Annotated in this window: 19 protein-coding genes and 1 pseudogene; 9 read left to right on the top strand and 11 right to left on the bottom strand. The window is 63.5% G+C overall.

The features are described from left to right. Positions 1–4: 4 nt before the first annotated feature. The 9 genes and pseudogenes from alaS to dapA form a co-directional block, all read right to left on the bottom strand. A complete protein-coding gene (alaS, locus tag G6N82_RS14445) occupies positions 5–2,671 on the bottom strand; it encodes an alanine--tRNA ligase (RefSeq protein WP_165197633.1) in 2,667 nt (888 codons plus the stop codon). A 50-nt stretch (positions 2,672–2,721) separates the two neighbouring features. After that, a complete protein-coding gene (locus G6N82_RS14440) occupies positions 2,722–3,558 on the bottom strand; it encodes a class I SAM-dependent methyltransferase (protein WP_165197631.1) in 837 nt (278 codons plus the stop codon). Between the two features lie 175 nt (positions 3,559–3,733). Continuing rightward, positions 3,734–4,798 (bottom strand): recombinase RecA, encoded by a 1,065-nt coding sequence (gene recA / locus G6N82_RS14435; protein ID WP_165197629.1) that lies wholly within the window; start codon positions 4,796–4,798, stop codon positions 3,734–3,736. A 154-nt stretch (positions 4,799–4,952) separates the two neighbouring features. Further along, on the bottom strand, positions 4,953–6,551 hold the full coding sequence (locus G6N82_RS14430; protein ID WP_165197627.1) for a hypothetical protein: 1,599 nt from the start codon (positions 6,549–6,551) through the stop codon (positions 4,953–4,955). Positions 6,552–6,555: 4 nt separating this feature from the next. Beyond that, positions 6,556–8,052, bottom strand: coding sequence for a DUF4139 domain-containing protein (locus G6N82_RS14425; protein WP_241255128.1), 1,497 nt, complete (start codon positions 8,050–8,052; stop codon positions 6,556–6,558). Positions 8,053–8,159: 107 nt separating this feature from the next. Continuing rightward, positions 8,160–10,536: pseudogene (locus G6N82_RS14420) on the bottom strand (response regulator). A 74-nt stretch (positions 10,537–10,610) separates the two neighbouring features. Further along, entirely contained in the window at positions 10,611–11,132 is a 522-nt protein-coding gene (locus G6N82_RS14415) for a DUF2062 domain-containing protein (protein WP_165198303.1), read from the bottom strand. A 214-nt stretch (positions 11,133–11,346) separates the two neighbouring features. Continuing rightward, a complete protein-coding gene (gene smpB / locus G6N82_RS14410) occupies positions 11,347–11,829 on the bottom strand; it encodes an SsrA-binding protein SmpB (RefSeq protein WP_165197618.1) in 483 nt (160 codons plus the stop codon). Positions 11,830–11,880: 51 nt separating this feature from the next. Then, a complete protein-coding gene (dapA, locus tag G6N82_RS14405) occupies positions 11,881–12,762 on the bottom strand; it encodes a 4-hydroxy-tetrahydrodipicolinate synthase (protein WP_165197608.1) in 882 nt (293 codons plus the stop codon). A 142-nt stretch (positions 12,763–12,904) separates the two neighbouring features. On the opposite strand from dapA, the gene G6N82_RS14400 reads away from it, so the two are divergent. From G6N82_RS14400 to G6N82_RS14375, 6 genes are all read left to right on the top strand, one after another. Beyond that, positions 12,905–14,845 (top strand): lytic transglycosylase domain-containing protein, encoded by a 1,941-nt coding sequence (locus G6N82_RS14400; protein WP_241255127.1) that lies wholly within the window; start codon positions 12,905–12,907, stop codon positions 14,843–14,845. Between the two features lie 6 nt (positions 14,846–14,851). Beyond that, positions 14,852–15,331 carry a transcription elongation factor GreB gene (gene greB / locus G6N82_RS14395; protein WP_165197606.1) on the top strand — a complete coding sequence of 160 codons (480 nt, stop codon included), beginning with the start codon at positions 14,852–14,854 and terminating at the stop codon, positions 15,329–15,331. Beyond that, positions 15,324–15,851, top strand: a complete 528-nt coding sequence (locus tag G6N82_RS14390) for a hypothetical protein (RefSeq protein WP_165197604.1) — start codon at positions 15,324–15,326, stop codon at positions 15,849–15,851. Before greB ends, G6N82_RS14390 begins: the two co-directional genes overlap by 8 nt. Before the next feature lie 36 nt (positions 15,852–15,887). Then, entirely contained in the window at positions 15,888–17,120 is a 1,233-nt protein-coding gene (gene rlmN / locus G6N82_RS14385; RefSeq protein WP_165197602.1) for a 23S rRNA (adenine(2503)-C(2))-methyltransferase RlmN, read from the top strand. Next, positions 17,117–17,758 (top strand): MOSC domain-containing protein, encoded by a 642-nt coding sequence (locus tag G6N82_RS14380; RefSeq protein WP_165197600.1) that lies wholly within the window; start codon positions 17,117–17,119, stop codon positions 17,756–17,758. The genes rlmN and G6N82_RS14380 overlap by 4 nt, the downstream gene beginning before the upstream one ends. Before the next feature lie 140 nt (positions 17,759–17,898). Continuing rightward, positions 17,899–18,285: a glycine zipper 2TM domain-containing protein gene (locus tag G6N82_RS14375; protein WP_165197598.1), complete on the top strand. Its 387-nt coding sequence runs from the start codon at positions 17,899–17,901 to the stop codon at positions 18,283–18,285. Positions 18,286–18,344: 59 nt separating this feature from the next. Here G6N82_RS14375 and G6N82_RS14370 read toward each other — a convergent pair whose 3' ends face one another. Next, on the bottom strand, positions 18,345–19,190 hold the full coding sequence (locus G6N82_RS14370) for a PhzF family phenazine biosynthesis protein (protein WP_165197596.1): 846 nt from the start codon (positions 19,188–19,190) through the stop codon (positions 18,345–18,347). Between the two features lie 65 nt (positions 19,191–19,255). On the opposite strand from G6N82_RS14370, the gene G6N82_RS14365 reads away from it, so the two are divergent. From G6N82_RS14365 to G6N82_RS14355, 3 genes are read left to right on the top strand one after another with little or no spacing between them, the layout of a single operon-like run. Continuing rightward, positions 19,256–20,020 (top strand): SDR family oxidoreductase, encoded by a 765-nt coding sequence (locus tag G6N82_RS14365; RefSeq protein WP_165197594.1) that lies wholly within the window; start codon positions 19,256–19,258, stop codon positions 20,018–20,020. After that, positions 20,020–20,688 (top strand): cytochrome b/b6 domain-containing protein, encoded by a 669-nt coding sequence (locus G6N82_RS14360; protein WP_165197592.1) that lies wholly within the window; start codon positions 20,020–20,022, stop codon positions 20,686–20,688. The genes G6N82_RS14365 and G6N82_RS14360 overlap by 1 nt, the downstream gene beginning before the upstream one ends. Continuing rightward, positions 20,678–21,418, top strand: a complete 741-nt coding sequence (locus G6N82_RS14355; RefSeq protein WP_165197590.1) for a molybdopterin-dependent oxidoreductase — start codon at positions 20,678–20,680, stop codon at positions 21,416–21,418. Before G6N82_RS14360 ends, G6N82_RS14355 begins: the two co-directional genes overlap by 11 nt. On the opposite strand, the gene lptB is transcribed toward G6N82_RS14355, so the two are convergent. Then, positions 21,415–22,182 (bottom strand): LPS export ABC transporter ATP-binding protein, encoded by a 768-nt coding sequence (gene lptB, locus G6N82_RS14350; RefSeq protein ID WP_165197588.1) that lies wholly within the window; start codon positions 22,180–22,182, stop codon positions 21,415–21,417. The genes G6N82_RS14355 and lptB overlap by 4 nt on opposite strands. Positions 22,183–22,190 lie beyond the last annotated feature (8 nt).

Genomic DNA, 22,190 nt, shown 5'->3' with positions numbered 1-22,190 from the left:
ACCTTCAGGCGCTGACTTTGGCCAGCGCCTCGCGCACCGCAGCCAGCGCCTGATCGGCCTTGCTGCCATCCGGGCCACCGCCCTGCGCCATGTCGGGCCGCCCGCCGCCGCCCTTGCCGCCCAATGCCTCCACACCAATGCGAACAAGGTCGACCGCGCTGAAACGGGCTGTCAGGTCATCGGTCACGGCAACGGCAAAGGCCGCCTTGCCGTCATTCACTGCCACGGCCGCAGCAACACCCGAACCGAGCCGGTTCTTGGCTTCATCGAGCAGTGGGCGCAGCTCTTTGGGGTCAAGGCCTTCAAGCACCTGGCCGCTGAACGTGACGCCGCCGATCTCCTCGTCAGCCGACTGCGCCGGGCCGCTAGCGCCGCCGCCTGCAAGCGCCAGCGCCTTCTTCGCTTCGGCGAGCTCTTTCTCAAGCGTCCTGCGCTCGGCCAAAAGCGCCGCAATGCGCGCGGGCACCTCTTCCGGCGTTGCGCGGATCTCACCGGCAGCAGCCTTCAACGCCTCTTCGCGGTCGACCAGCCACTGGCGCGCAGCCTCGCCGGTCAGGGCTTCGATCCGGCGGATACCGGAAGACACGGCGCCTTCGGATACGATCCGGAAAATTCCGATGTCGCCCGTCGCGCGGACATGGGTCCCGCCGCACAGTTCGACCGAGTAATTGCGGCCGCCGGTCGCCGCGCGTCCCATCGCCAGAACACGCACTTCGTCGCCATATTTCTCGCCAAACAGCGCCAACGCGCCCGCCTCGACCGCCTCATCTGGGCTCATCAGCCGGGTCGACACCGGCTCGTTGGCGCGGATTTCCGCATTCACTTCGGCTTCGACCGCAGCGATCTCTTCGGCAGTCAGCGGCTTGGGGTGCGAGAAATCGAACCGGAAGCGGTCATCCGCCACCAGCGAGCCCTTCTGCGTCACATGCGCCCCCAAGGTGTTGCGCAGTGCGGCATGCACCAGGTGCGTCGCCGAATGATTGGCCCGGATCCGGTCGCGCCGTGCCACGTCGACATCGAGATGGACGGTATCGCCCACGGCGATTGAACCCGCCTCGATGCGGGTGTGATGCGCATGCAGCCGCCCGAGCGGCTTCGAGGTGTCGTGCACAGCGGCACGCAGGCCAGCGGCGGTAGAAATTGACCCGGCATCGCCCGTCTGCCCGCCGCTTTCGCCATAGAACGGCGTCTGGTTGGTCAGGATGACAACTTCGTCTCCCGCAGCGGCCTGCTCGATCTCGGCCCCGTCCTTGACCAGTGCCACGACCCGGCCCTCGCCGCTGGTTGCGGTGTAGCCGGTAAACTCGGTCGCGCCTTCCCGCTCGGCAATGTCGAACCAGACTTCGCTGTCAGCCGCCTGGCCGGAGCCCTTCCAGGCCGCACGGGCGGCCGCCTTCTGGCGCGCCATGGCCGCATCGAAGCCGGCGCGGTCGACACTGATTCCGCGCGAACGCAATGCGTCTTCGGTCAGGTCATAAGGGAAGCCGTAGGTGTCATAGAGCCTGAATGCGGTTTCGCCATCAAGCTCGCCGCCTTCGCCCATGTTGCCGGTCGCTTCGTCGAGCAGCCGCAGGCCCTTGTCGAGCGTCTTGCGGAACTGGGTTTCCTCACGCTCGAGCACTTCCTGGATCAGCGCCTGGCCCCGGGTCAATTCAGGATAGGCCTGGCCCATTTCGGTCACCAGCGCTGGCACGAGCCGATGCATCAGCGGCTCGCTTGCGCCCAGCAAGTGGGCATGGCGCATGGCGCGGCGCATGATCCGCCGCAGCACATAACCGCGCCCTTCATTCGAGGGCAGGACGCCGTCCGCCATCAGGAAACTGGTGGAGCGCAGGTGATCGGCGATTACCCGATGGCTGGCCTTGCTCTCCCCTTCAGCCTTGACCCCGGTCAGGCTTTCCGATGCCGCGATCAGCGCCTTGAAGGTGTCTGTGTCGTAATTGTCGTGGACGCCCTGCATCACTGCCGCGATGCGCTCGAGGCCCATGCCGGTGTCGATCGAGGGTTTGGGCAGGTTGCTGCGCGTGCCATCAGCCTGCTGGTCGAACTGCATGAACACGAGGTTCCAGATCTCGACGAAGCGATCCCCATCCTCATCCGGGCTGCCCGGAGGGCCGCCGAAGATGTGCTCACCATGATCGTAGAAAATTTCCGAGCAGGGACCGCACGGGCCGGTGTCCCCCATCGACCAGAAATTGTCGTTGGTGGGGATACGGATGATGCGGCTTTCAGGCAGGCCCGAAATCTTGCGCCACAAGTCAAACGCCTCGTCATCGGTGTGATAGACCGTGGTGGTCAGCTTGTCCGCCGACAGGCCCCATTCCTTTGTCAGCAGGGACCACGCGTGGTGGATCGCCTGTTCCTTGAAATAGTCGCCGAACGAGAAATTGCCGAGCATTTCGAAGAAGGTGTGATGCCGCGCGGTGTAGCCGACATTGTCGAGATCGTTGTGCTTGCCCCCGGCGCGCACGCATTTCTGCGAGCTGGTGGCGCGCGGCGCAGGCGGGGCTTCGAGGCCCGTAAAGGAATTCTTGAACGGCACCATGCCCGCATTGACGAACATCAGCGTGGGATCGTTGTAGGGAACAAGCGGCGCGCTCGCGATCTCGGCGTGGTCAGCCGAAGCGAAATAGTCGAGGAAGGAGCGGCGGATTTCGTTGGTCGACGTCATGGATGCGCAGTTAGGGCTTACTTGGCCGCGCGACAAGCCGGTTAGCGCATTCAGCTGTGCCGCGCTGACACAATCCACACACCGGCACCCAACGCGACTTTCCCGTGACGCAAATTTGCCTCGGACAGTTCGCGAATGCGCGCCAGCATTTGCTCCTCTTCAGCCCCTTCGATGTCGGCGAGCGCGCGCGCCGCTGGGCCGATGCGGCTGAAATAGCCCACCGCATCTTGGACCGGATGCTCGCCCGCACCAGCGATCATATCGAAATCAAAGGCTTCAAAACGGATATCTCGCCAACCCGCCTCGGCCAGGATACGCTCGACCCGGTCCTTGTCCGCGAAGGCAAAAGGACCTGGCGCATGCGGATCGCCCGGCGGTGCTGCCGGATCGGGAGGAACCAGGCGCCCCGCCTCGCGAAAGAACGGATTCTGGTCGATCTCCCGAAAGCAGGAAAAGATCATACAGGCACCAGGCGCGGAAATGCATCGGAGATTGGCAAACGCCGCCACCGGATCGTCGAAGAACATTACCCCATGGCGAGACATCAATAGGTCGGGTGCAGCCCCATCATCCGGATGCCAAGTGGCCGCATCGGCCAGTTCGAAATGCAGATTCTCGATCGAGCGCGCCCGAGCCCGTGCCGCCTCGATCAGGTCGGGCGATACATCCACCCCCACCACCTGCGCGTTGGGGCGCGCTGCGGCCACCGCCAGCGACAATTCGCCGGCGCCACAGCCGATATCGAGCACATGCGAAAATTCGAGGGCGAAGATTTGCCGCTTCAGCTCTTCCGTTAACTGCGAGAAGCTGCGATCGGTGCGCTGCCACTCGGCAGCCCACGATTTGCCCACCCGGCCCTGCCATTCCTGTGTATCGACGCCAGCCATAGTCTCTCCGATGGTTCTTGCGGTCCCAAGCTCCGGAGCCCGTCAGTTCCCCATGCGCGTCGGTGCGGGAGAATTCAATCCATGCGCAGGAATCGAAAAGCCGACGCGGGCCCTGGAGAGGAACGCTCGCGCCGGCTTTCCGGTTTTCCAGGCGCCGCTTGCGCCTGCTTGAGGATCAGTCGTCGGAATCCGCGTCCGGGCCCGTCATCATCTCCTCGGCGACCTTGTCGGTCTGGCTGCGGATGGCAGCTTCCAACTTGTCGCAAATCTCTGGGTTGTCCTTGAGGTACTGCTTGGCATTTTCGCGGCCCTGGCCGATCCGGATGCTGTCATAGGAGAACCAGCTGCCGGATTTCTCGACCAGCCCTGCCTTGACGCCCAGGTCCAGGATCTCGCCGATCTTCGAGATGCCTTCGCCATACATGATGTCGAATTCGACCTGCTTGAACGGTGGCGCGACCTTGTTCTTCACCACTTTCACGCGAGTGGTGTTGCCAACGATATCGTCACGATCCTTGATCTGGCCGGTGCGGCGAATGTCGAGCCGAACCGAGGCGTAGAACTTGAGCGCATTGCCGCCGGTGGTGGTTTCCGGATTGCCGTACATCACCCCGATCTTCATGCGCAGCTGGTTGATGAAAATCACCATGCACTTCGAACGGTTGATCGAACCCGTCAGCTTGCGCAGCGATTGCGACATCAGGCGGGCCTGCAGGCCGACATGGCTGTCACCCATCTCGCCTTCGATCTCCGCGCGCGGCACCAGCGCCGCGACCGAGTCCACCACCAGCACATCGATCGCATTCGAACGCACCAGCGTATCGGTGATTTCCAGCGCCTGCTCGCCCGTGTCGGGCTGCGACACGATCAACTCGTCGATATCGACGCCGAGCTTCTTGGCATAGACCGGGTCCAGCGCATGTTCGGCATCGACGAAAGCCGCCGTGCCGCCATTCTTCTGCGCTTCGGCAATCACATGCAGCGCCAGCGTGGTCTTGCCCGAGCTTTCCGGACCATACACCTCGATCACGCGCCCCTTGGGCAATCCGCCGATACCAAGCGCGATATCGAGGCCGAGCGAGCCGGTCGAAATCGATTCGACCTGCATCGTTTCCTTCGAACCGAGCTTCATCGCCGAGCCTTTGCCAAAGGCCCGGTCAATCTGGGCCAAAGCGGCTTCGAGCGCCTTCTGACGATCCACGGATGACTCCTTTTCAACCAGTTTCAGACTCGTCGCCATCGCATGGCCTCCCTTGCTTGCCTAGGGCTGAAAGCCGGTTATCGACCGCCCTGTTGAGAGGCTATGTATCGGGTTTGTTCCACAAGAACAAGTGGGGAACGAAATTTTTTGTCACAACACCGCCAAGGCCGGAAAAACGAACAGCACAAACGCGTCAGTCAAGCTCTCGGACCCAGAACTTCATCTCGGAAGTTCCCCCCGCCGCGACACGCACGGTCACTACGTGCGTGCCATTGCGCACCCTTGCCCCACGCGCCTTTTTTACCTGCCAGCCGGTACTGCTGCCGATTTGAAGTTCGACCTCGATCGAATTGCTTCCCGCATTGGTTAGCACCGCGCGCACTTCCTGCCAGTCGTTCTCGTCAGGCCCCATGTCCTGGGACGATCCCGTGCCTGCACATTGGCCAAAGACGAGGGAGCTTTCACCCAGCCGGATTTCGACCTCTTCGCCAACAGCATAATCGCGCAGGCCGCTTTCGCCGATCAGCAGTTCTCCCGCCGAAGAAGGTTCGAACACTGTCGCGCCGCCGCGCGGCAATGACGCGCCGAGGCCCAGCTTTTCTTCGTTCTCAACGCGGTAAAGCAGGCTGACGGGGCGGAAATCCTGGTCGTCATCAAACCGGTCGTAAAGATCGCAATAGGCTTCTTTGATCAATTCGCCGCGCACCCGGTCCTTGTCGAGAAAGGCGACCTGCTTCATCCCCTTAGCCCGTACGGTGACCGGCTCCGGCACGCGAAACAGCTTGAAATCGCCGAGATTTTCCTCGCTCGCGATCATCGCTACGGGAGACGCGGAATCGAATTCCTTTGCGCGAAGGCGCGAACCGGTGACCATGATCGCTTCGCTGATCGGGGCCATCATCATGGGCGGAGGAGGGGCCGGCAGGTAATCGATATACGTCCCCAGCGCAGTGCTCCCGATCGGCCAGCATTCGAGTCGCAGCGGCGCGCCGCGCGGAGGCTCAGCCAGATCCTCGAAGTCAGATTCGATATTGAGCGTGCCGGCAACAACCGACAGTTCGGCATTTTCGAAGCTCTGCGCATTGTCATTCACCAGTGTCAGCCAGCTGCGCATGCGCATGTCACGGCGCCCGCCTGCCTTGCCGTCATGCAGCGTCGCGACATAATGCGCGCGCCAGTCGAAGCCCCAGGCGAGATAGGTCAACGTGACGGTGTAGTTGCCGCCGGTCTCGTCGCGCGTGTCGATGGTAAACACCGGTTCCGCTGACAGTCCCGCCGGTACACGGTCAAAGCCGAGCCGTTCGGGCAGGCCTGAGCAGCGCACCGCTTCATATCCTTGCGACGTTTGCAGCACGATGCCGCCATCGGCACGGGTGCGGACGACCGCTTGCTCGCTTTGTGCAACGCCGGTTGCGGGGTTCGTGCGGGTGACGGTAACGCGGTTGCCCAGTGTTCCGTCGACCAGCGCAGCAGGGGAAAGCAGCGCTGCATTGCGGTTCTTCTCGATCGTGCCGCCGGGCAGGCCGGTGACCATGGCCGAGACCGCGACCATTCCCTCGGCGACGCCGGTGAAGCGGATAGTCGATTCGCCGGGTGGCAAGGTGACTGTGCGGGTTTCGCTGATCAGGCCGAAGCCTTGCGGCCTATCGGGATCGAACTCTCCCTGGCTGGGATCGCGATAGATCGTGACCGCAAGCTTTTCTGGCGCGGATGCATCCACTACCTCGCGCGCGGCCAGCGGACCGCCGAGCAGTGCCAGCGCGGCAATTACACAGGCGCGCAAGCGGCGCATCGGATCAATACCGCGTAGCGTAGGTCACCCGCACCACCCGCTCGCCATTGGCGGGCACGCTGATGACATATTTGCGCTTGTTGGCGTTCAGCTGTTCCCCCGGCACGTCCTCGCTGACAACACGGAAATCGCGGCTCCACCAGCCATAGTCGAGCCCGGCCTGGACCAGTTCGACCTCTACAGGCGAGGATTTGGCGTTGGTCAGCGTATAGCGCATCGTGGTGGTCCAATAGGTCTTGGGCCGCTCACGAATGCCGCTCACGGCCTCGCCATCGGGCAAGGTGACCTTGAAGCGTTCGACCCGCTCCCACTCGTCCGGGGTCATTTTCTCGCGCTTTTCGACTTCGGACTTCACTTGGATATCGAAGGCATCGCCGGTTCGCAGCGTCAGCTCGCTGCCCATGGGAGTGTGATCGATCGCGCTCTCACCGATGAATTGCGGGCTGCCCTTGCGGTCGCGCTGATAGAACCGCACGGTGCCTGCGGGCAGCGCATCGCCCAGCCCGCCCGAGCGCGACGAACTGAAGGCGATCTCGCTGCTGACGTTCTGGGGTTCACCATCATTCGCCAGCCAGACAACAGTGTGGCCATAGACCTTGCGCGCCGGAACGCCGTGCGCGTCAAGGAAGCTGACCTGCTTGGTCTGGGCGTTGGCAATCGTGGTCCGCCCGCTGATCGGGTAAAGGTAGAAATCGCCCACCTGTTCGCGGTCCGCACTTTCCGTGCCGGGGCGCGTGGTTGCGACGGCGCGCGACATGATCTGCCGATACCGCACAGATGCATTGGACGGGTTGCCAGCCACCAGCAGGGTGTTGGCGTTGTTGAAAGTGGTGCCGGTGTTATTGGTCAGCGTGACCCAGCCCTGGACGTCGATCGTGCCCCGCCCTTCGTCGAACAGCGCGACATAGTCGGCGTTCCAGCCCAGCCCCGGGGTCAGGTAACGGATCGAGGCAGGGCGCGTGCCGGCCCGGTCGCTCTGGACGTTTACCGAGAGTGTCGGCCGCGCGCGCAGGTTCGGGGGAACCCGGTCGAACACGACGCGCACCGGCAGGCCGTCGTCACGCAGCACTTCGATCCGGTCACCGATCTGGATCACCACGCCGCCTGCGGTCGACAGCACCTTGGCGCGCTCGCGCGTTTCTGCACCGGTTGCGGGATTGGTGCGGATCAGCGTGACCGTTTGGCCGATCGCCTTCTCCATCATCTTTTGCGGGGTCAGCAGGTCAAAGTCGAAGTTCTGCTCGACAATCGCCGCGCCACTGGCAGCGAAGCTGAGCGTTTCCGGCCTGATCTGGGCCGAGACATCGGGGAATTCGATCCGGCTGCGGCCTGCAGCGATCGCAATTTGCCGTACGTCCTGCACCAGCGCCTGGCCGTTATTGTAGATGGTGATCGAAAGGTCGCCCTGCGCGCTTTCGTCGCTTTGGGAGAGCACCGCCGTACTCGTCGCCAGCAAGGTCCCTGCCAGAGCAACCCGCTTCCATTTGCGAAAATTCGCCATCAAATCCTCCTGCCCGCAATCCAAGCCACTGTTTCACAGTCCGTTTGTGAACCAATGCTGGCCGACAGGATAGACGACTACGGTCGCTTCGCCCTCTATATGGCGTACTAGTGCCTCGGCAGGGCCTGCATGATCCCGGCAACCTTGTCGCTGATCTGCTGCACGCTGAACGGCTTCGCCAGGAAGTGCATGCGCGGGATGTCGATATCCTTGCGCAGCTGTTCCTCGGCATAGCCGGACATGAACAGCACCGGCAGATCGGGCTGCGTCTGGCGGATCGCGCGCGCCATGGCCGGGCCATCCATCCCGGGCATCACGACATCGCTTACGACCAGGTCGAATTCGCCCCCCGGAGGTGATGGCGGCAAGTCCTTCCTCGCCATCGGCACAGGGGGTGACGACATAGCCTGCGCGGCTGAGCGCGCGCTCGGCCACGGCACGCACCATGTCTTCGTCCTCCACCAGCAGGATGCGCCCGCCGCCCGACCATTCGCTCGACGGCGCTTCAGCGGGTGCTTGCGGTGCCTGCGGCATCGGCCCTTGGTGGACCGGAAGATAGACTGCGAAACGCGCACCGATCACGCGCCCGCCAGCACCCGTCACATTGTCTGCGAACAGGAAGCCGCCCGACTGCTTGACGATACCGTATGCGGTCGACAGGCCAAGCCCGGTGCCCTTGCCTTGCTCCTTGGTGGTGAAGAACGGTTCGAACAGCTTTGGCATCACCTGCGGCGGTATGCCCCCGCCGGTGTCTTCGACCACCAGCACGGTATAGTCGGCCGCAGGGAGGATTTCCGAACCCATCTGCTCAACCTGCCGCATATTCACCCGGCGTGTGGTCAACGTAATCTTGCCCGCCCCGCCGCGGTGCATCTGGATCGCATCGCGCGCATTGACCGCAAGGTTCATGATCACCTGTTCAAGCTGCTGCGGGTCGGCACGCACCGGCCCCAGGTCGCGGTCATGCTGCACCTTGTATTCGATCTTTTCGCCAAGCAGGCGGGTGATCAGCGGGTTCACTTCGCTGACGACATCGGGCAGCTGCAGGATTTCAGGGCGCAGCGTTTGCTGGCGGGAGAAAGCCAGCAATTGCCGCGTCAGCGAGGCGGCCCGGTTCGAATTCGCACGGATCTGCTGGATATCGTCGTAATCGCTGTCCCCCGGCGTGTGACGCAGCAGCATCAGGTCGCATGTGCCGATGATCGCGGTCAGCACATTGTTGAAGTCATGTGCCACGCCGCCGGCCAGCTGGCCCACCGCCTGCATCTTGGTGGCTTGTGCGACCTGGCGCTTGAGCTGGGTTTCTTCCTTCGAGTCTGTGAGGCTCAGCAGGACAGCGGCTTCGCCCAACCCGCGCACGCCGGCCAAGCCCAGCGATACCGTCTCATCGGGCGCATGGCTCAGCCGTATCGCCATGTTGCCGCTGGTGGCAGGACCGCGGCCATGGCGCCGCACCGCGTCAGACAGCGCGGCCTTGTCCTCCCGCACCACCAGATCGGTCGGGAATGCCGGAAGCCCGCGCTGCTCGCGGTCGATCGCCCGCAGGAATGCCTCATTCGAGAACAGGAACCGGCCATCCCGATCGGTCATGGCGAGGCCTAGCGGCAGCTGCGCCAGCAATGCCTCCAGCTGGGCCACGCCTTGGGAAGATGTTTCCCATCCGGAACCGATGCCAACCCCGCTATCGACCAGCAGCATCAGCGATTGCGCCTCTTCCGGCCCTGCCGGCGAGGGATTGTCGGGATCGTCCAGCGGGACATGGATCAGGGTCTGCGGCGTTCCGCCCTTGCCTTCGCGCGCGAAATAAATGCGCTCGCGGTCGTCGGAGCGAAGGAAAGACACGAAATCCTGCCCGGCCAGAGTGGTATGCGCGTCTCCGGCGGCGCGCTCTGCGAAACCGGCACTGGCACTCTTGATCGTGCCATCGGGGCCGGTGATGGCAGCTTCGATCCCGGCCTTGGCCAGCATCCGCCCGAACGCCCCTGTCACATCGTAACTCGCCAGCGGATCGGCGATCTTGGGTTCGATCTTGCGGAAGCGCCAGATCAGGTGATCATCACCCCTGCCCGCACGTTGCGCACTGGCTGTAAACGGTGTCGTGCCGTTCGTGCCGTCAAGTCGATCAGCCTGAGCCTTCCCATCGCGCCATGCCCGGCGGACCAGCCGCACAAGCTCCTCAAGCGCCGCTCGCTCAACCGGCAAGCTGGGCGGCGCGGCATCCACGCCAAACCATTCAACATAGGCTGAATTGGCGCACACCAGCCGGTTGGCGCGGTCAGTAATGGCAATCGCTTCGCCAGGTTTGTCAATCGCGGCAACCGTCACCGACCAGTCAATGGCAGCAGCGATTTCGCCCTGTGGCAGGGATTGCAGGCGCTGCATGGCAAGGCCTGCGCCAAACAGCACCGCGAGGCCCAGTGCATATGCCAGCACCAGCAGGATTTCGCCTGTAGCGAGCCACAGGATTGCCGCACTCAGCAGCATCGCACCGGCGATACCGCCCAGCAGCACTGTGGGTTGGTCGATTGCCTTGCCGTCCAGCAAACCGGCTCGCAAATTCATCCTTTGCCGACCCCGAGCCGGTCATCCAGCCGCATTTCCATCTGCCGCAATCGCCGGGAGCGGCGGCGCGATACGATGATGCGCCAGATCGCGCCTGATGCCAGATAGCCGATCGCCGCGGTCACAACGGCCAGCACGATGAAACCGAAGGCGGTGACGCCGGCCAGCTCCCAAAGCTCTTCCAGCCAGGCAAACCGCCCGCTTTCCATGCCATGGGTTGCCACCCCGGCTGTGGCCGCGTCGACCATCAGCGTCAGGCCCCCAACCTTGTTGGCGACAACCAGCCAGAAGGGCAGCGTGAAGGGATTGGTGACAAAGGTCACCGCTGCCGCTAGCGGCACATTGGCCCGCGCCGGAAGTGCCAGGAACGCCGCGAGGAAAATCTGGCCGATCGGCACGATAAAGGCGGCGAACAGGCCCAGCGCCACTCCGCGCGGCACCGAGCGGCGGGTAAAGCGCCACAGCTCAGGGCTGAGGAAGCGATGCGCAATCGGCGCAAGCCAGCGATTGCCGGCCATTTCCTCGCGAGTCGGGAAATAGCTGCGCAATTTGTCCGCCAGCCATGTTTTCGATCGTGGTCGCCATTGCCTTTTCCGCCGCCGCCTTGCGCCCGAAACTGCCGCTCCGCAAGGGGAGCACGCGGCAATTTCGGCAAAGCGGGTTATCTGGCCGATATGGGTAGCAGGATTTCCCTGACAATATGGTGAATCCGCAACAGCGAAACCGGTTTTTTTAGCCCCGTTCGCGCATCAGCCGCGCCTTGTCGCGCTTCCAGTCGCGTTCCTTGATCGACTGGCGCTTGTCATGCGCCTGCTTGCCCTTGGCCAGCGCCAGTTCAACCTTCGCCCGGCCGGTCTTGTTGAAATAGATCGACAGCGGGATCAGCGTCATGCCCTTGCGCTCTACCGCGCCGAACAGTTTTTCGATCTCGCGGGCATGGAGCAGCAGCTTGCGCGGGCGGCGCGGCTCGTGGTTGAGCCGGTTGCCATGGCTGTATTCGGGGATATTGGCATTGACGAGCCACACCTCGCCATCGCGGACTTCAGCATAGCTTTCGGCGATCGAGGCCTCGCCCGCGCGCAGCGCCTTCACTTCAGTGCCGGACAGCGCCAGCCCGGCTTCGAACTTGTCCTCGATGGCATAGTCAAACCGCGCACGCCGGTTTTCGGCGACGGTCTTCTGCTTGTCGAAGGTTTCGGGTTTCGGGCGAGCCATGATGGCGCGCCATGTAGGGGCTAAAACATCAAAGCGAAAGGGGCGGTCTGGTCAGAGCAGCCCGGCGATCGCCAGCGCTTCGTCGACCTGCTTCTTCGCCGCGTCCGAACATTCGACCAGCGGCAGGCGCACCGTCGGTTCGATCCAGTCATGCACCCGGCTAAGCGCATATTTGACCGGCGCGGGCGAGGCATCGCTGAACATGGCGTAATGCAGCGGAAACAGCCGGTCGTTCAGCTCACGCGCCTTCTTGAGCTCATTCGCGGCGATCGCTTCGTGGAATTCCGCGCAAAGCGCCGGAGCGACATTGGCGGTCACAGAAATGCAGCCCCGCCCGCCTGCTGCCGAGTGTGGCAGCCAAAGTTCGTCATTGCCGGAAAGCTGGCAGAACTCGCGCCCGATCCCCATGCGGTGGTCGGCGACGCGCGACAAATCGCCGCTCGCATCCTTGATCGCCACGATCCGGTCAGGGTACTTCTTGACCAGCGCAACCACCGTTTCATCCTCGATATCGGTCACCGTGCGCGCGGGAACGTTATAAAGAACGATCGGCAGGTCGCTGTTTTCCGCCAGGAAACTGAAATGCGCAATCAGCCCGCGCTGGCTCGGCCGGTTGTAGTACGGGGCAACGCACAAGCCCGCTGCCGCCCCTGCCTTGCGCGAGAAGTTCATGTGGAGCAGCGCGTTGCGCGTATCGTTCGATCCGCAACCCGCAATTACCGGCACCCGGCCCGCCGCCTGTTCGATGCAGACTTCGATCACCCGGTGGTGTTCGGCATTGGAAAGGGTCGACGCTTCGCCGGTCGTTCCGCACGGCACCAGCGCCGAACTGCCTTGTTCGATCTGCCAGTCAACCAGGCGGCGAAACGCGGCTTCGTCGAACACCCCATTGCGAAACGGAGTCACCAGAGCAGGAATGGAACCAGAAAACATTGATTTCGGACCTTTCTTGATGGCATTATCCGCGCGAGGGGAAAATGCAACGCCGTGGGCTTTCCAAGGCTGTTCACGGCCTGATAAGGAGCGGGCAGGCACTATGTCCAGCATGCAAAATACCTCTCGCAGCAAATATCTGATGGCAACGCTGTTCCTTGGCAGCGCAAGCCTGCTGATGAGTGCGCCGGCGGCGACCAAGGATGCCGCCAGCTGGGACATGGCGCGGACGCAACTGGTGGCACAGCAGCCGACCCGCACCGATCTGGCGATCAGCCGCTGGGAAGACCTCAACGCCAACGATCGGCTGGGCTTCAACGCCTATTCGGGTTTCCTGCTCGCCTATCCGGATTTTCCGCGCGCCGCCCGCCTGCAAGCGCGGGCCGAAAGCGCGCTCGACAGCGAGGCGCCCTCGCCCGAAGCGCTGGTCGCCTATTTCGACGCTTATCCGCCGCTGACCAATACAGGCCGGGCGCGCTATGCGCTGGCGCTGTCATCTGTACAGCGGCCTGAAGCTCGCGACGTAGCCAGGGCAGCCTGGCGCGGCGGCGCAATGAGCGACACCGCTGAGGCCTATATCCTTGGCCTTTATGCCGGGATTTTCACCCAGGACGACAATGACGCCCGGATGGAGGCATTGCTATGGCAAGGTGCGGCTGATGCCGCACAGCGCCACATCCTGATGACATCGCCTGAGAAGCGTGACCTTTTCACCAAGCGCATTGCGCTGCTGCGCGACGAGCTGGCCGCCGATGAAGGCATCGCCATCCCGCGCGCCGCGCTCGACCAGCCGGGCGTGGTCTACAACCTCGTCCGCTACTACCGGAAGAACCAGCGGATTTCGCAGGCGATCGATGTGCTGGCCAGCAGGCCGAAATTTGCAGGCCTGCCGCATGATGCAGCCGACATGGTCAGCGAAATGCTGACCGCCGCCAAGGGCGCAGGCGCGCAGCGGGCGGTCAGGATCGCGGCGTCGGTCGATGACCTGTTCGCCCCGGGCACCGATGTGAGCGACGGGTCTTTCCGTCTGCGCGACAAATATACCGACCTCATGTGGCTTGGTGGCACCGAGGCGCTGTGGAAGCTGGGTGACGGTGCTGCCGCCGCCCCGCTGTTCTACCGTTATGGCGCGGCGGCCAAGACGCCGCTGACGCGGGCGAAAGGGTTCTATTGGGCGGGTCGTGCGTCGCGCCAGGCGGGCAACACGAACGACGCAAACCGCTATTTCGGCATGGCCGCGCAATATGGCGACCAGTATTATGGCCAGCTGGCGCTCAGCGCCTTGGGCCAGCCGATGCCGCAATTCGCGGAAACGCCCCCGGTCCAGATCTCACCCGAAGAACGCGCCGAATTCGATCGCAAGCCTTTGGTCAGGGCGCTCCGCTCGATTGCTTCGGCCCGGCGCGACTGGCGGACCGAGCGCGCTTTCTTCGAAGCGCTGGCAGACAAGGCACGCACGCCGGCCGATATGGCCCTGCTTGCCGAACTTTCGCGAGAGCTGCGGCTTGAGGAATTCGCAGTAGTGGCCGGTGCAACCGCACCTGAGCACGGGCTGACCGGGTTCGAACGCTTTGCCCACCCGACCGTGCAAGTCCCCATGACCGCCAACTGGACCATGGCGCATGCGATCATGCGGCAGGAGAGCGAATTCGACCAGAATCGCGTCAGCCACGCCGGTGCGCGCGGGATGATGCAGCTGATGCCGGGTACCGCGCGCGAACAGGCGGTCAAGCTGGGCGTCAACTACATGTCCGCCAGCCTGACCGACGACACCCAATACAATATCAAGCTGGGCGATGCCTATTTCCGCCGCATGCTCGACTATTATGGTGGCGCATACCCGCTTGCGATCGGCGCCTACAATGCCGGCCCAGGCCGCGTAAACCAATGGCTGCGGGCAAACGGCGATCCGCGCACAGGGGCGATCGACTATGTCACGTGGATCGAGAAGATCCCCGCGAATTTCGAGACCCGCTATTACATCATGCGCGTGCTCGGAAATGCCGTCGCCTATGACAATATGCATCCGAGCAAGGCCCCCGGCGGCAAGCCGCGGACAATCGACTATTTCCTCCAGCGCTGACCTGAAGTGAAACCGCAAGGGGACCCGATCACGCCGCAAGGCATGGCGGCGCTCAAGGCGCGCTACGACCATTTGCTGGGAGACGAGCGCCCGAAGATCGTCGAAATCGTCAGCTGGGCGGCGGGCAATGGCGATCGCAGCGAGAATGGCGATTACCTGTATGGCCGCAAGCGCATGCGCGAGATCGACCGCGAACTGGCGCATCTGGCGCGGCGGATGAAAGCGCTGCGGGTGGTCGACCCGAATGAGCAGCCTGACACGGCGCGGGTATATTTCGGCGCGAGTGTGGAAATTGCCGACGAGGACGACAACCGGAAGGTTTTGACCATTGTTGGCGATGACGAGCAGGATGCTGGCGCCGGGCGGATCGGCTGGAATTCGCCGCTGGCCCGCGCGCTCAGAGGCGCGTCGGTCGGGGATTTGCGGGTTGTGCGCCTTCCCTCAGGCACGAAGGAATGGGAAGTGGTGGCGATCAGTTATGACTAGCCGCTTTCGCCCTGCCCTGCCGTTCGCGCTGTTCCTGATGCTCGCAGCGCCGCTCGCCGCGAAGGAGAGCCTGGGCGTGTTTTCCGGCTGGGCAGCCTTTCGCGACGCACAGATCCCGCGCTGCTATGCGATTGCCAAGCCTGAACCGACTGGCGCGGAAACAATGCGCGCCCGCCAGTACGAACCCTATGCCAGCATCGGCAGCTGGCCCAACCGGCAGATCCGCGGCCAGGTGCATTTCCGGCTGTCGCGCGAAATCCGCCCGAATGCCCGCGTGTCCCTGCGGGTGGGCGGGCGCAGCTTCGTGCTCGTGGGCGGAGGAGGAGACGCCTGGGCGGCGGACCCGGCAATGGATGCAGCCATCGTGGCTGCCCTGCGTTCGGCCGAGAGCATGAGTGTGAGCTCCACGACTATCAGCGGGCGGCGCTTCACCGATCGTTATGTGCTGGCGGGCGCCGCCAGCGCGATCGATGCCGCCACGCTTGGTTGCGCCCCGGCAGCCTTGAGCCGCAAGCGCTAGCCAAAGCCACCGCGTCGCACTATATGCGCGCGCTCCATGGCCGATACCGCCCTCATGTCGATCCCCGGACCGGTGGATCCCGTTCCCGTCGCGCGTGACATCACGCCGCGCGCCGACGGCCGTATCGACCTGATCGGCCTGCCCAAGGAACGTATCCGCGAGCTGTTTGCAGAAGCCGGGCTTGACGCAAAGCAGGCCAAGCTGCGCGCCAAGCAGGTGTTCCACTGGCTCTATCACCGCGGCGTGACCGATTTCGAGGCAATGACCGACATCGCCAAGACAATGCGCCCATGGCTCGCCGAACGGTTCGTGATCGGCCGGCCCGAGGTGGTCGAGGCGCAGCATTCGGTCGATGGAACCCGCAAGTGGCTGCTGCGCACGGCAGATGGCCACGATTTCGAGATGGTGTTCATCCCCGATGCGGATCGCGGCACGCTATGCGTCTCCAGCCAGGTCGGCTGCACGCTCAATTGCCGGTTCTGCCACACCGGCACGATGAAGTTGGTGCGCAACCTGACCCCGGGCGAGATCGTCGGCCAGGTCATGCTGGCGCGTGACGCGCTGGGCGAATGGCCCAAGGGCAGCATGGCTGGCCTGGACGAGGACGAAGACAGCGCGCAGTACACCTCCGACGGGCGCCTGCTCACCAATATCGTGATGATGGGCATGGGCGAGCCGCTCTACAATTTCGACAACGTCAAGACCGCGCTCAAACTGGTGATGGACGGCGACGGCCTGGCCCTGTCGAAGCGCCGCATCACCCTGTCGACGAGCGGCGTGGTGCCGATGATGGACCGCTGCGGCGAGGAGATCGGGGTCAACCTCGCGGTGTCGCTGCACGCCGTGACCAAGGACATCCGCGACGAGATCGTACCGCTGAACAAGAAGTACGGCATCGAGGAACTGCTGTCGGCCTGTGCCGCCTATCCCGGCGCCAGCAACGCGCGGCGGATCACCTTCGAATATGTCATGCTCAAGGACAAGAACGACAGCGACGAGCACGCGCGCGAGCTGGTCCGCCTGATCCGCGAATACAAGCTGCCGGCCAAGGTGAACCTCATCCCGTTCAATCCCTGGCCGGGCGCACCCTACGAATGCTCCACGCCGGAGCGGGTCAAGCGCTTCGCGGAAATCGTGTTCGAAGGCGGCATCAGCGCCCCGGTCCGAACCCCGCGCGGGCGCGACATTGACGCGGCCTGCGGCCAGCTGAAAACGGCTGCCGAGAAGAAGAGCCGCGCGGAGCGGGATCGCGAGGCAGCACAGGCGTGAAGGTCCGGGTTGACGCGATCTGCGCTGGTGCCGCCGGCGCCCTCCCCAATGGCAAAAGCAGCGGGATATCAAAGCAGCCAATCACTGGCCCGGTCGCGATTGGCGAGCGCGGCATCGCCAGCGATGTACAGGTCGATCGCGCGCATCACGGCTATCCGGCCATGGCGCTGCATCATTTCCCGCATGAGACCTATGGCTGGCTGATGCACCATTTCGGCGCCCTGCCGCGGCTCGCGCAGCCTGGCAGCATGGGCGAGAACATCTCCACCATCGGGATCACCGAGCATGACGTCTGCATTGGCGACCGGTTCCGGCTTGGCAGCGCGCTGATCGAAGTGAGCCAGCCGCGCCAGCCCTGCTCCACCATAGAGCAGCATCTGGGTGCAAAGGGCATGGTCAAGGCGCTGGTCGCAGCCAGCCGATCGGGCTGGTTCTACCGCGTGCTGGAGCCAGGCAGTGCGCAAGCCGGGGACATGCTCGAACGGGTCGAACGTGGCCATGAGGCGTGGAGCGTCGCGCGCGCATTTCTTGCAGTTTATGGTGCTTACCGCGCCCCAGATGATCAACTGAGGGAACTCGGCGTACTTGACCGCGTGTCGGACCGGCTGGTCCGTGACATCGACAAGCGCTTGGCATAAACTTCCGGTAACAGTTCGTCGCACTCCGGCGCACGCTCTGTCGCATTATTCGCATTTACCTTCACCGTTCATCTGGCGTTGTGGATCGATGAACGAAACCGACCGTTAATCCGTCACAGGGAAACGGAAAGGACAGAACGATGAAGAAGATCGCAATCGCATTCGCCGCTGCCAGCATGGCGCTGACCGGGCTTGGCACTGCGGCTCCCGCAGCCGCTGACCCGCCGCCCTGGGCCCCGGCGCATGGCAAGCGCGCCAAGGACCGCGCCATCTACGATTCACGCGGTTACTATATCGAGCCGCGCCGCATTTCGCGCGACAGCTACATCTGGCGCGGCAGGGATGGCAAATATTACTGCAAGCGCGACAACGGCACGACTGGCCTCGTGATTGGTGCCGGCGTTGGCGCATTGGCCGGGCACGAGCTTGCCGGTCGCGGCGACAAGACGCTGGGCGCGCTGCTCGGTGCGGCGATCGGCGGCGTACTGGGTCGCGAGATTGACCGCGGCAATTTGCAGTGCCGCTAATCGGTTAATTCGCCAATCGGGATCAAGGGCGCGCTGGCAATTGCTGGCGCGCCCTTTTCCTATCCGAAGGCAGTGAGACCGGCTTGTTGCGCCACGGTTGCGCAGGTCCCGCCGATCCAGATGCCCCCTGCGTCGTCCTGCCGGCAATGGACCAATCCGTCCGCCCCGGTCTTGCGCCCCTGCGCCGCACGATAGCTGCCCTGCGCCATGCCTGAGCCGAACAGGTGCATCGCGACCCCGGCGTTGAAGCTGCCGGTCACCGGATCCTCTACGAAACGTCCGATTGCGTCGGTAAAGAATGCGCGCAGTTCCCAATCGGCGCCCTCCCCCGCATCGCACGGCCCGGCGAGCCCGATATCAGTGCCCGCTGGCGCCTTGGCCGCAGGTTCGGCCGCCAGCACGTCATCGGCAGAGCGAAGCCGCAGCAATTGCCAGCCTGGGCCATTAGCGACATGTACCGCTTCGATCACGGCATCAGGATCAACCCCCGTCAGCGCGATCGCATTGGCGCGCTCTTCAGCGCTCAGCGGCCCGCTTTTGGTCAGCGGCGGCGCCTTGAACGCCAGTCGCGCACCGTCCTGCCGCACTTCGACCAGGCCCACCCCGCACTCCTGCACGATCGTGCCAGGCTGCCTGGGCAAACCTCCCGCCCCCAGCCATGCATGCGCGCTGCCCAGTGTCGGGTGCCCCGCGAACGGCAGTTCGCCTGCGGGATAGAAGATCCGCACCCGGTAATCCGCCGCCGGATCGGTTGGCGGCAGCAGGAAGGTCGTCTCGGAAAAGCCCAGCCAACGCGTCAGCGCCAGCATTTCATCCGCGCTCAGGTCATCGCCCCCATGCACCACAGCCAGGGGATTGCCGCTAAGCGGGCCGGAACCGAACACGTCAACCAGATCGAGCTTCATCGCGTTTCTCCTTTGCGATTCAGCACTCCCTAGCCAAGTGACAGCGAATCTGCTCAACAGTTTTTATGTCGAGGCCAGCAGTCTTGGTTACGGGGGGGGCGGCGCGGATCGGCGCCCGCATCGTGCAGGCGTTCGCGGAAGCCGGCTGGCACACCGTGATCCATTATCGTGGTTCGGATGATGAAGCCCGTGCGCTGGCCGATAGCCTGCCCTCGGCCGAGATCGTGCAATGCGACCTTGCAGATGGCGACGCAGCGGTCGCCATGGTCGAAGCCTTGGCGGCTCGGCTGCCCGATTGGCGTGTACTCATTAACAATGCGTCGATTTTTCCCTACGACCCCGTAACCGGCCTCGATCCCGCGACGAACAAGGCTGTGATGCAGGTTAACGCCGAAACGCCCGCGCGCATGGCGCAGGCCTTTCTGGCCACGGCCAGGGCAACGGGGGGACGGCGCGTGATCCACATTACCGACCAAAAGCTGGAAAACCCCAACCCCGATTTCTTCAGCTACACCATGAGCAAGCACGCGCTTGCTGCAACCATACCGATGCTGGCGACGGGCGCCGCCGGGCCCGATGACCGGGTCTATGGCCTGGCCCCCGGCGCGATCCTCGCCAGCCATGACCAGAACGAGGACGAGATCGAGGTCTCCCACCGGCTCAATCTGCTCAAGCGCAAGACCGGGCCGGACGAAGTCGCCGCGGCCGCACTGATGCTGGCCCAAGGGTACTTGCGGAGCGGCGAAACGATCTTCGTCGACAGCGGGCAACACTTGCTGGCTCAGCCACGCGACGTGATCTGGCTGGCACGTGAAATGGGGGGTAATTGATGAAGAAACACGCGCTATCGACGCGCCTGTGGCACTGGATCAACGCGCTCTGCGTGATCGTGCTGTTCATGAGCGGGCTCAATATCTCCAACGCCCACCGATATCTTTATTGGGGCGATTACGGTTTTGACGGCATCGGCGCCTGGACCTCCGTCATGCGCTTTCCCGACTGGGCGACCATCCCGGGCTATTACAGCCTTGCCGAAGCGCGCGCCTGGCACTTCCTGATGGCTTGGCCCTTTGCCGTAGGCCTGCTGGTGATGTGGGTGGCCATGCTGGTGAACCGCCACTTCTGGCGCGACCTGCGCACGACCCGCGCCGAATGGACGCCCTCCGCGATCTGGCACGATGTGGTCGAACACCTGAAGCTCAATTTCGAGCATGAGGGGGCGAAGTTCAATTTCCTGCAGAAGCTGGCCTATGGCTCGGTGCTGGGGGTATTCCTGCCGGTGATGATCTTCACCGGCATGGCGATCAGCCCGGGTATCGAGCCGGCCGCGCCATGGCTGGTCGAGATATTTGGAGGGCGGCAGAGTGCGCGCTCGATCCATTTCATCACCGCATGGGCGATTTTCGGCTTCTCCATCGTCCATATCGCGCTGGTGCTGCTGTCCGGACCGATGAAGCAGATCCGCGACATGATCACGGGAGGTCAACATGCAGCGTAGGAACATCATCGCCGGAATGGCCGGGCTGTTTGCGGCTGGCTGTTCCAAAGTGGCGGAAAGCAACCTTGGGCAATCGCTGTTCGAACATGCGCAGGACTGGCATCTCAAGGCCCACCGCGCGCTGGCCAACCGGCAAGCGCTGGCCCCGGAATTCACCCGTGCGGACCTTTCGCCCACCTTCAAGGGCAATGGGTCCGTCACTGTCGACAGCGCCTACTATCGCACCCAATTGGCAAGCGGGTTTGCGGAGTGGGAACTCGAAGTCACCGGGCTAGTCAAAACGCCGCTGGCGTTGAGCCTTGAGAACATCCGCAAGCTGCCCCAGCGCACCCAGATCACAAGGCATGACTGCGTCGAGGGCTGGAGCGCGATCGGCGAGTGGACCGGTCCGCAATTGTCGCTGCTGCTCGACGCCGCAGGGGTGCTGCCAGAGGCGAATTTCATCGTCTTCCGCTGCGCCGATACGCTCTATGGCCACAAATATTACGAGAGCATCGACATGGTCGATGCCTATCATCCGCAAACCATTGTCGCGCATATGCTCAATGGCGAACCGCTCCCCGAAAAGAACGGCGCGCCACTGCGCATGCGGATCGAGCGCCAGCTTGGCTACAAGCACCCAAAATACCTAACCGGGATCGAAGCGGTTGCCAGCCTGGACGATATCGAGGGCGGCAAAGGTGGGTTCTGGGAGGATCAGTACGGCTACCAGTGGTATGCCGGGCTTTAGCTGCGATGCCCCTGCCCCAGGTAATGATCGATCACCAGCGGTTCGCGCAGCATTTCCTCCGGCGTGCCTGAAAAGATTATCCGCCCCCCGTCCATGACATAGGCGCGCTCGATCACGCCCAGCATTTCCGGCACATTCTGGTCGGTCAGCAATATGCCGATATTGCGGCTGCGCATTTCGCCGATCATTTCCTTGATGCTGGCGATGGTAAGCGGGTCGATCCCGGCAAAGGGTTCGTCAAGCAGGATGATCTTGGGATCGAGCGCCAGGGCGCGGGCCACTTCGCAGCGCCGCCGCTCGCCACCCGAGAGCGACGTCGCCGCGGCGTCACGCAAGCGCACCAGGTCGAGCGCGTCGAGCAAATCCTCCAGCCGTTCTTCGCGAAGTTCGCGCACCGGCTCGACCACTTCGAGCATGGACCGGATGTTCTGCTCCACCGTCAGTCCGCGAAATATCGACGGCTGCTCGGGCAGATAGGCAAGACCCAGCACGGCGCGGCGGTAGAAGGGCAGGCGCGACACGTCCTGCCCATCAAGCGTGACGCGGCCCATATCGGGGCGCAACAGGCCAAGTAGGCAATAGAAGGTCGTGGTCTTGCCCGCACCGTCCGGTCCGAACAGGCCAACCACCTCGCCCTGCTCAATCGTCAGGGATACGCCATCGAGAACCGGGCGTTTGCCGAAATTCTTGCGCAACTCGATCGCCTCAAGTCGCGCCGCGCCGCTGGCTTGAACAACAGTCTTGTCGGGCGCACGATCGTTCACTGGACTTT

Source organism: Altererythrobacter sp. BO-6 (assembly GCF_011047315.1).
Classification (GTDB): domain Bacteria; phylum Pseudomonadota; class Alphaproteobacteria; order Sphingomonadales; family Sphingomonadaceae; genus Erythrobacter.
The sequence above is the reverse complement of the archived record's forward strand: the minus strand, read 5'-3'. Positions and strand labels throughout refer to the sequence as shown.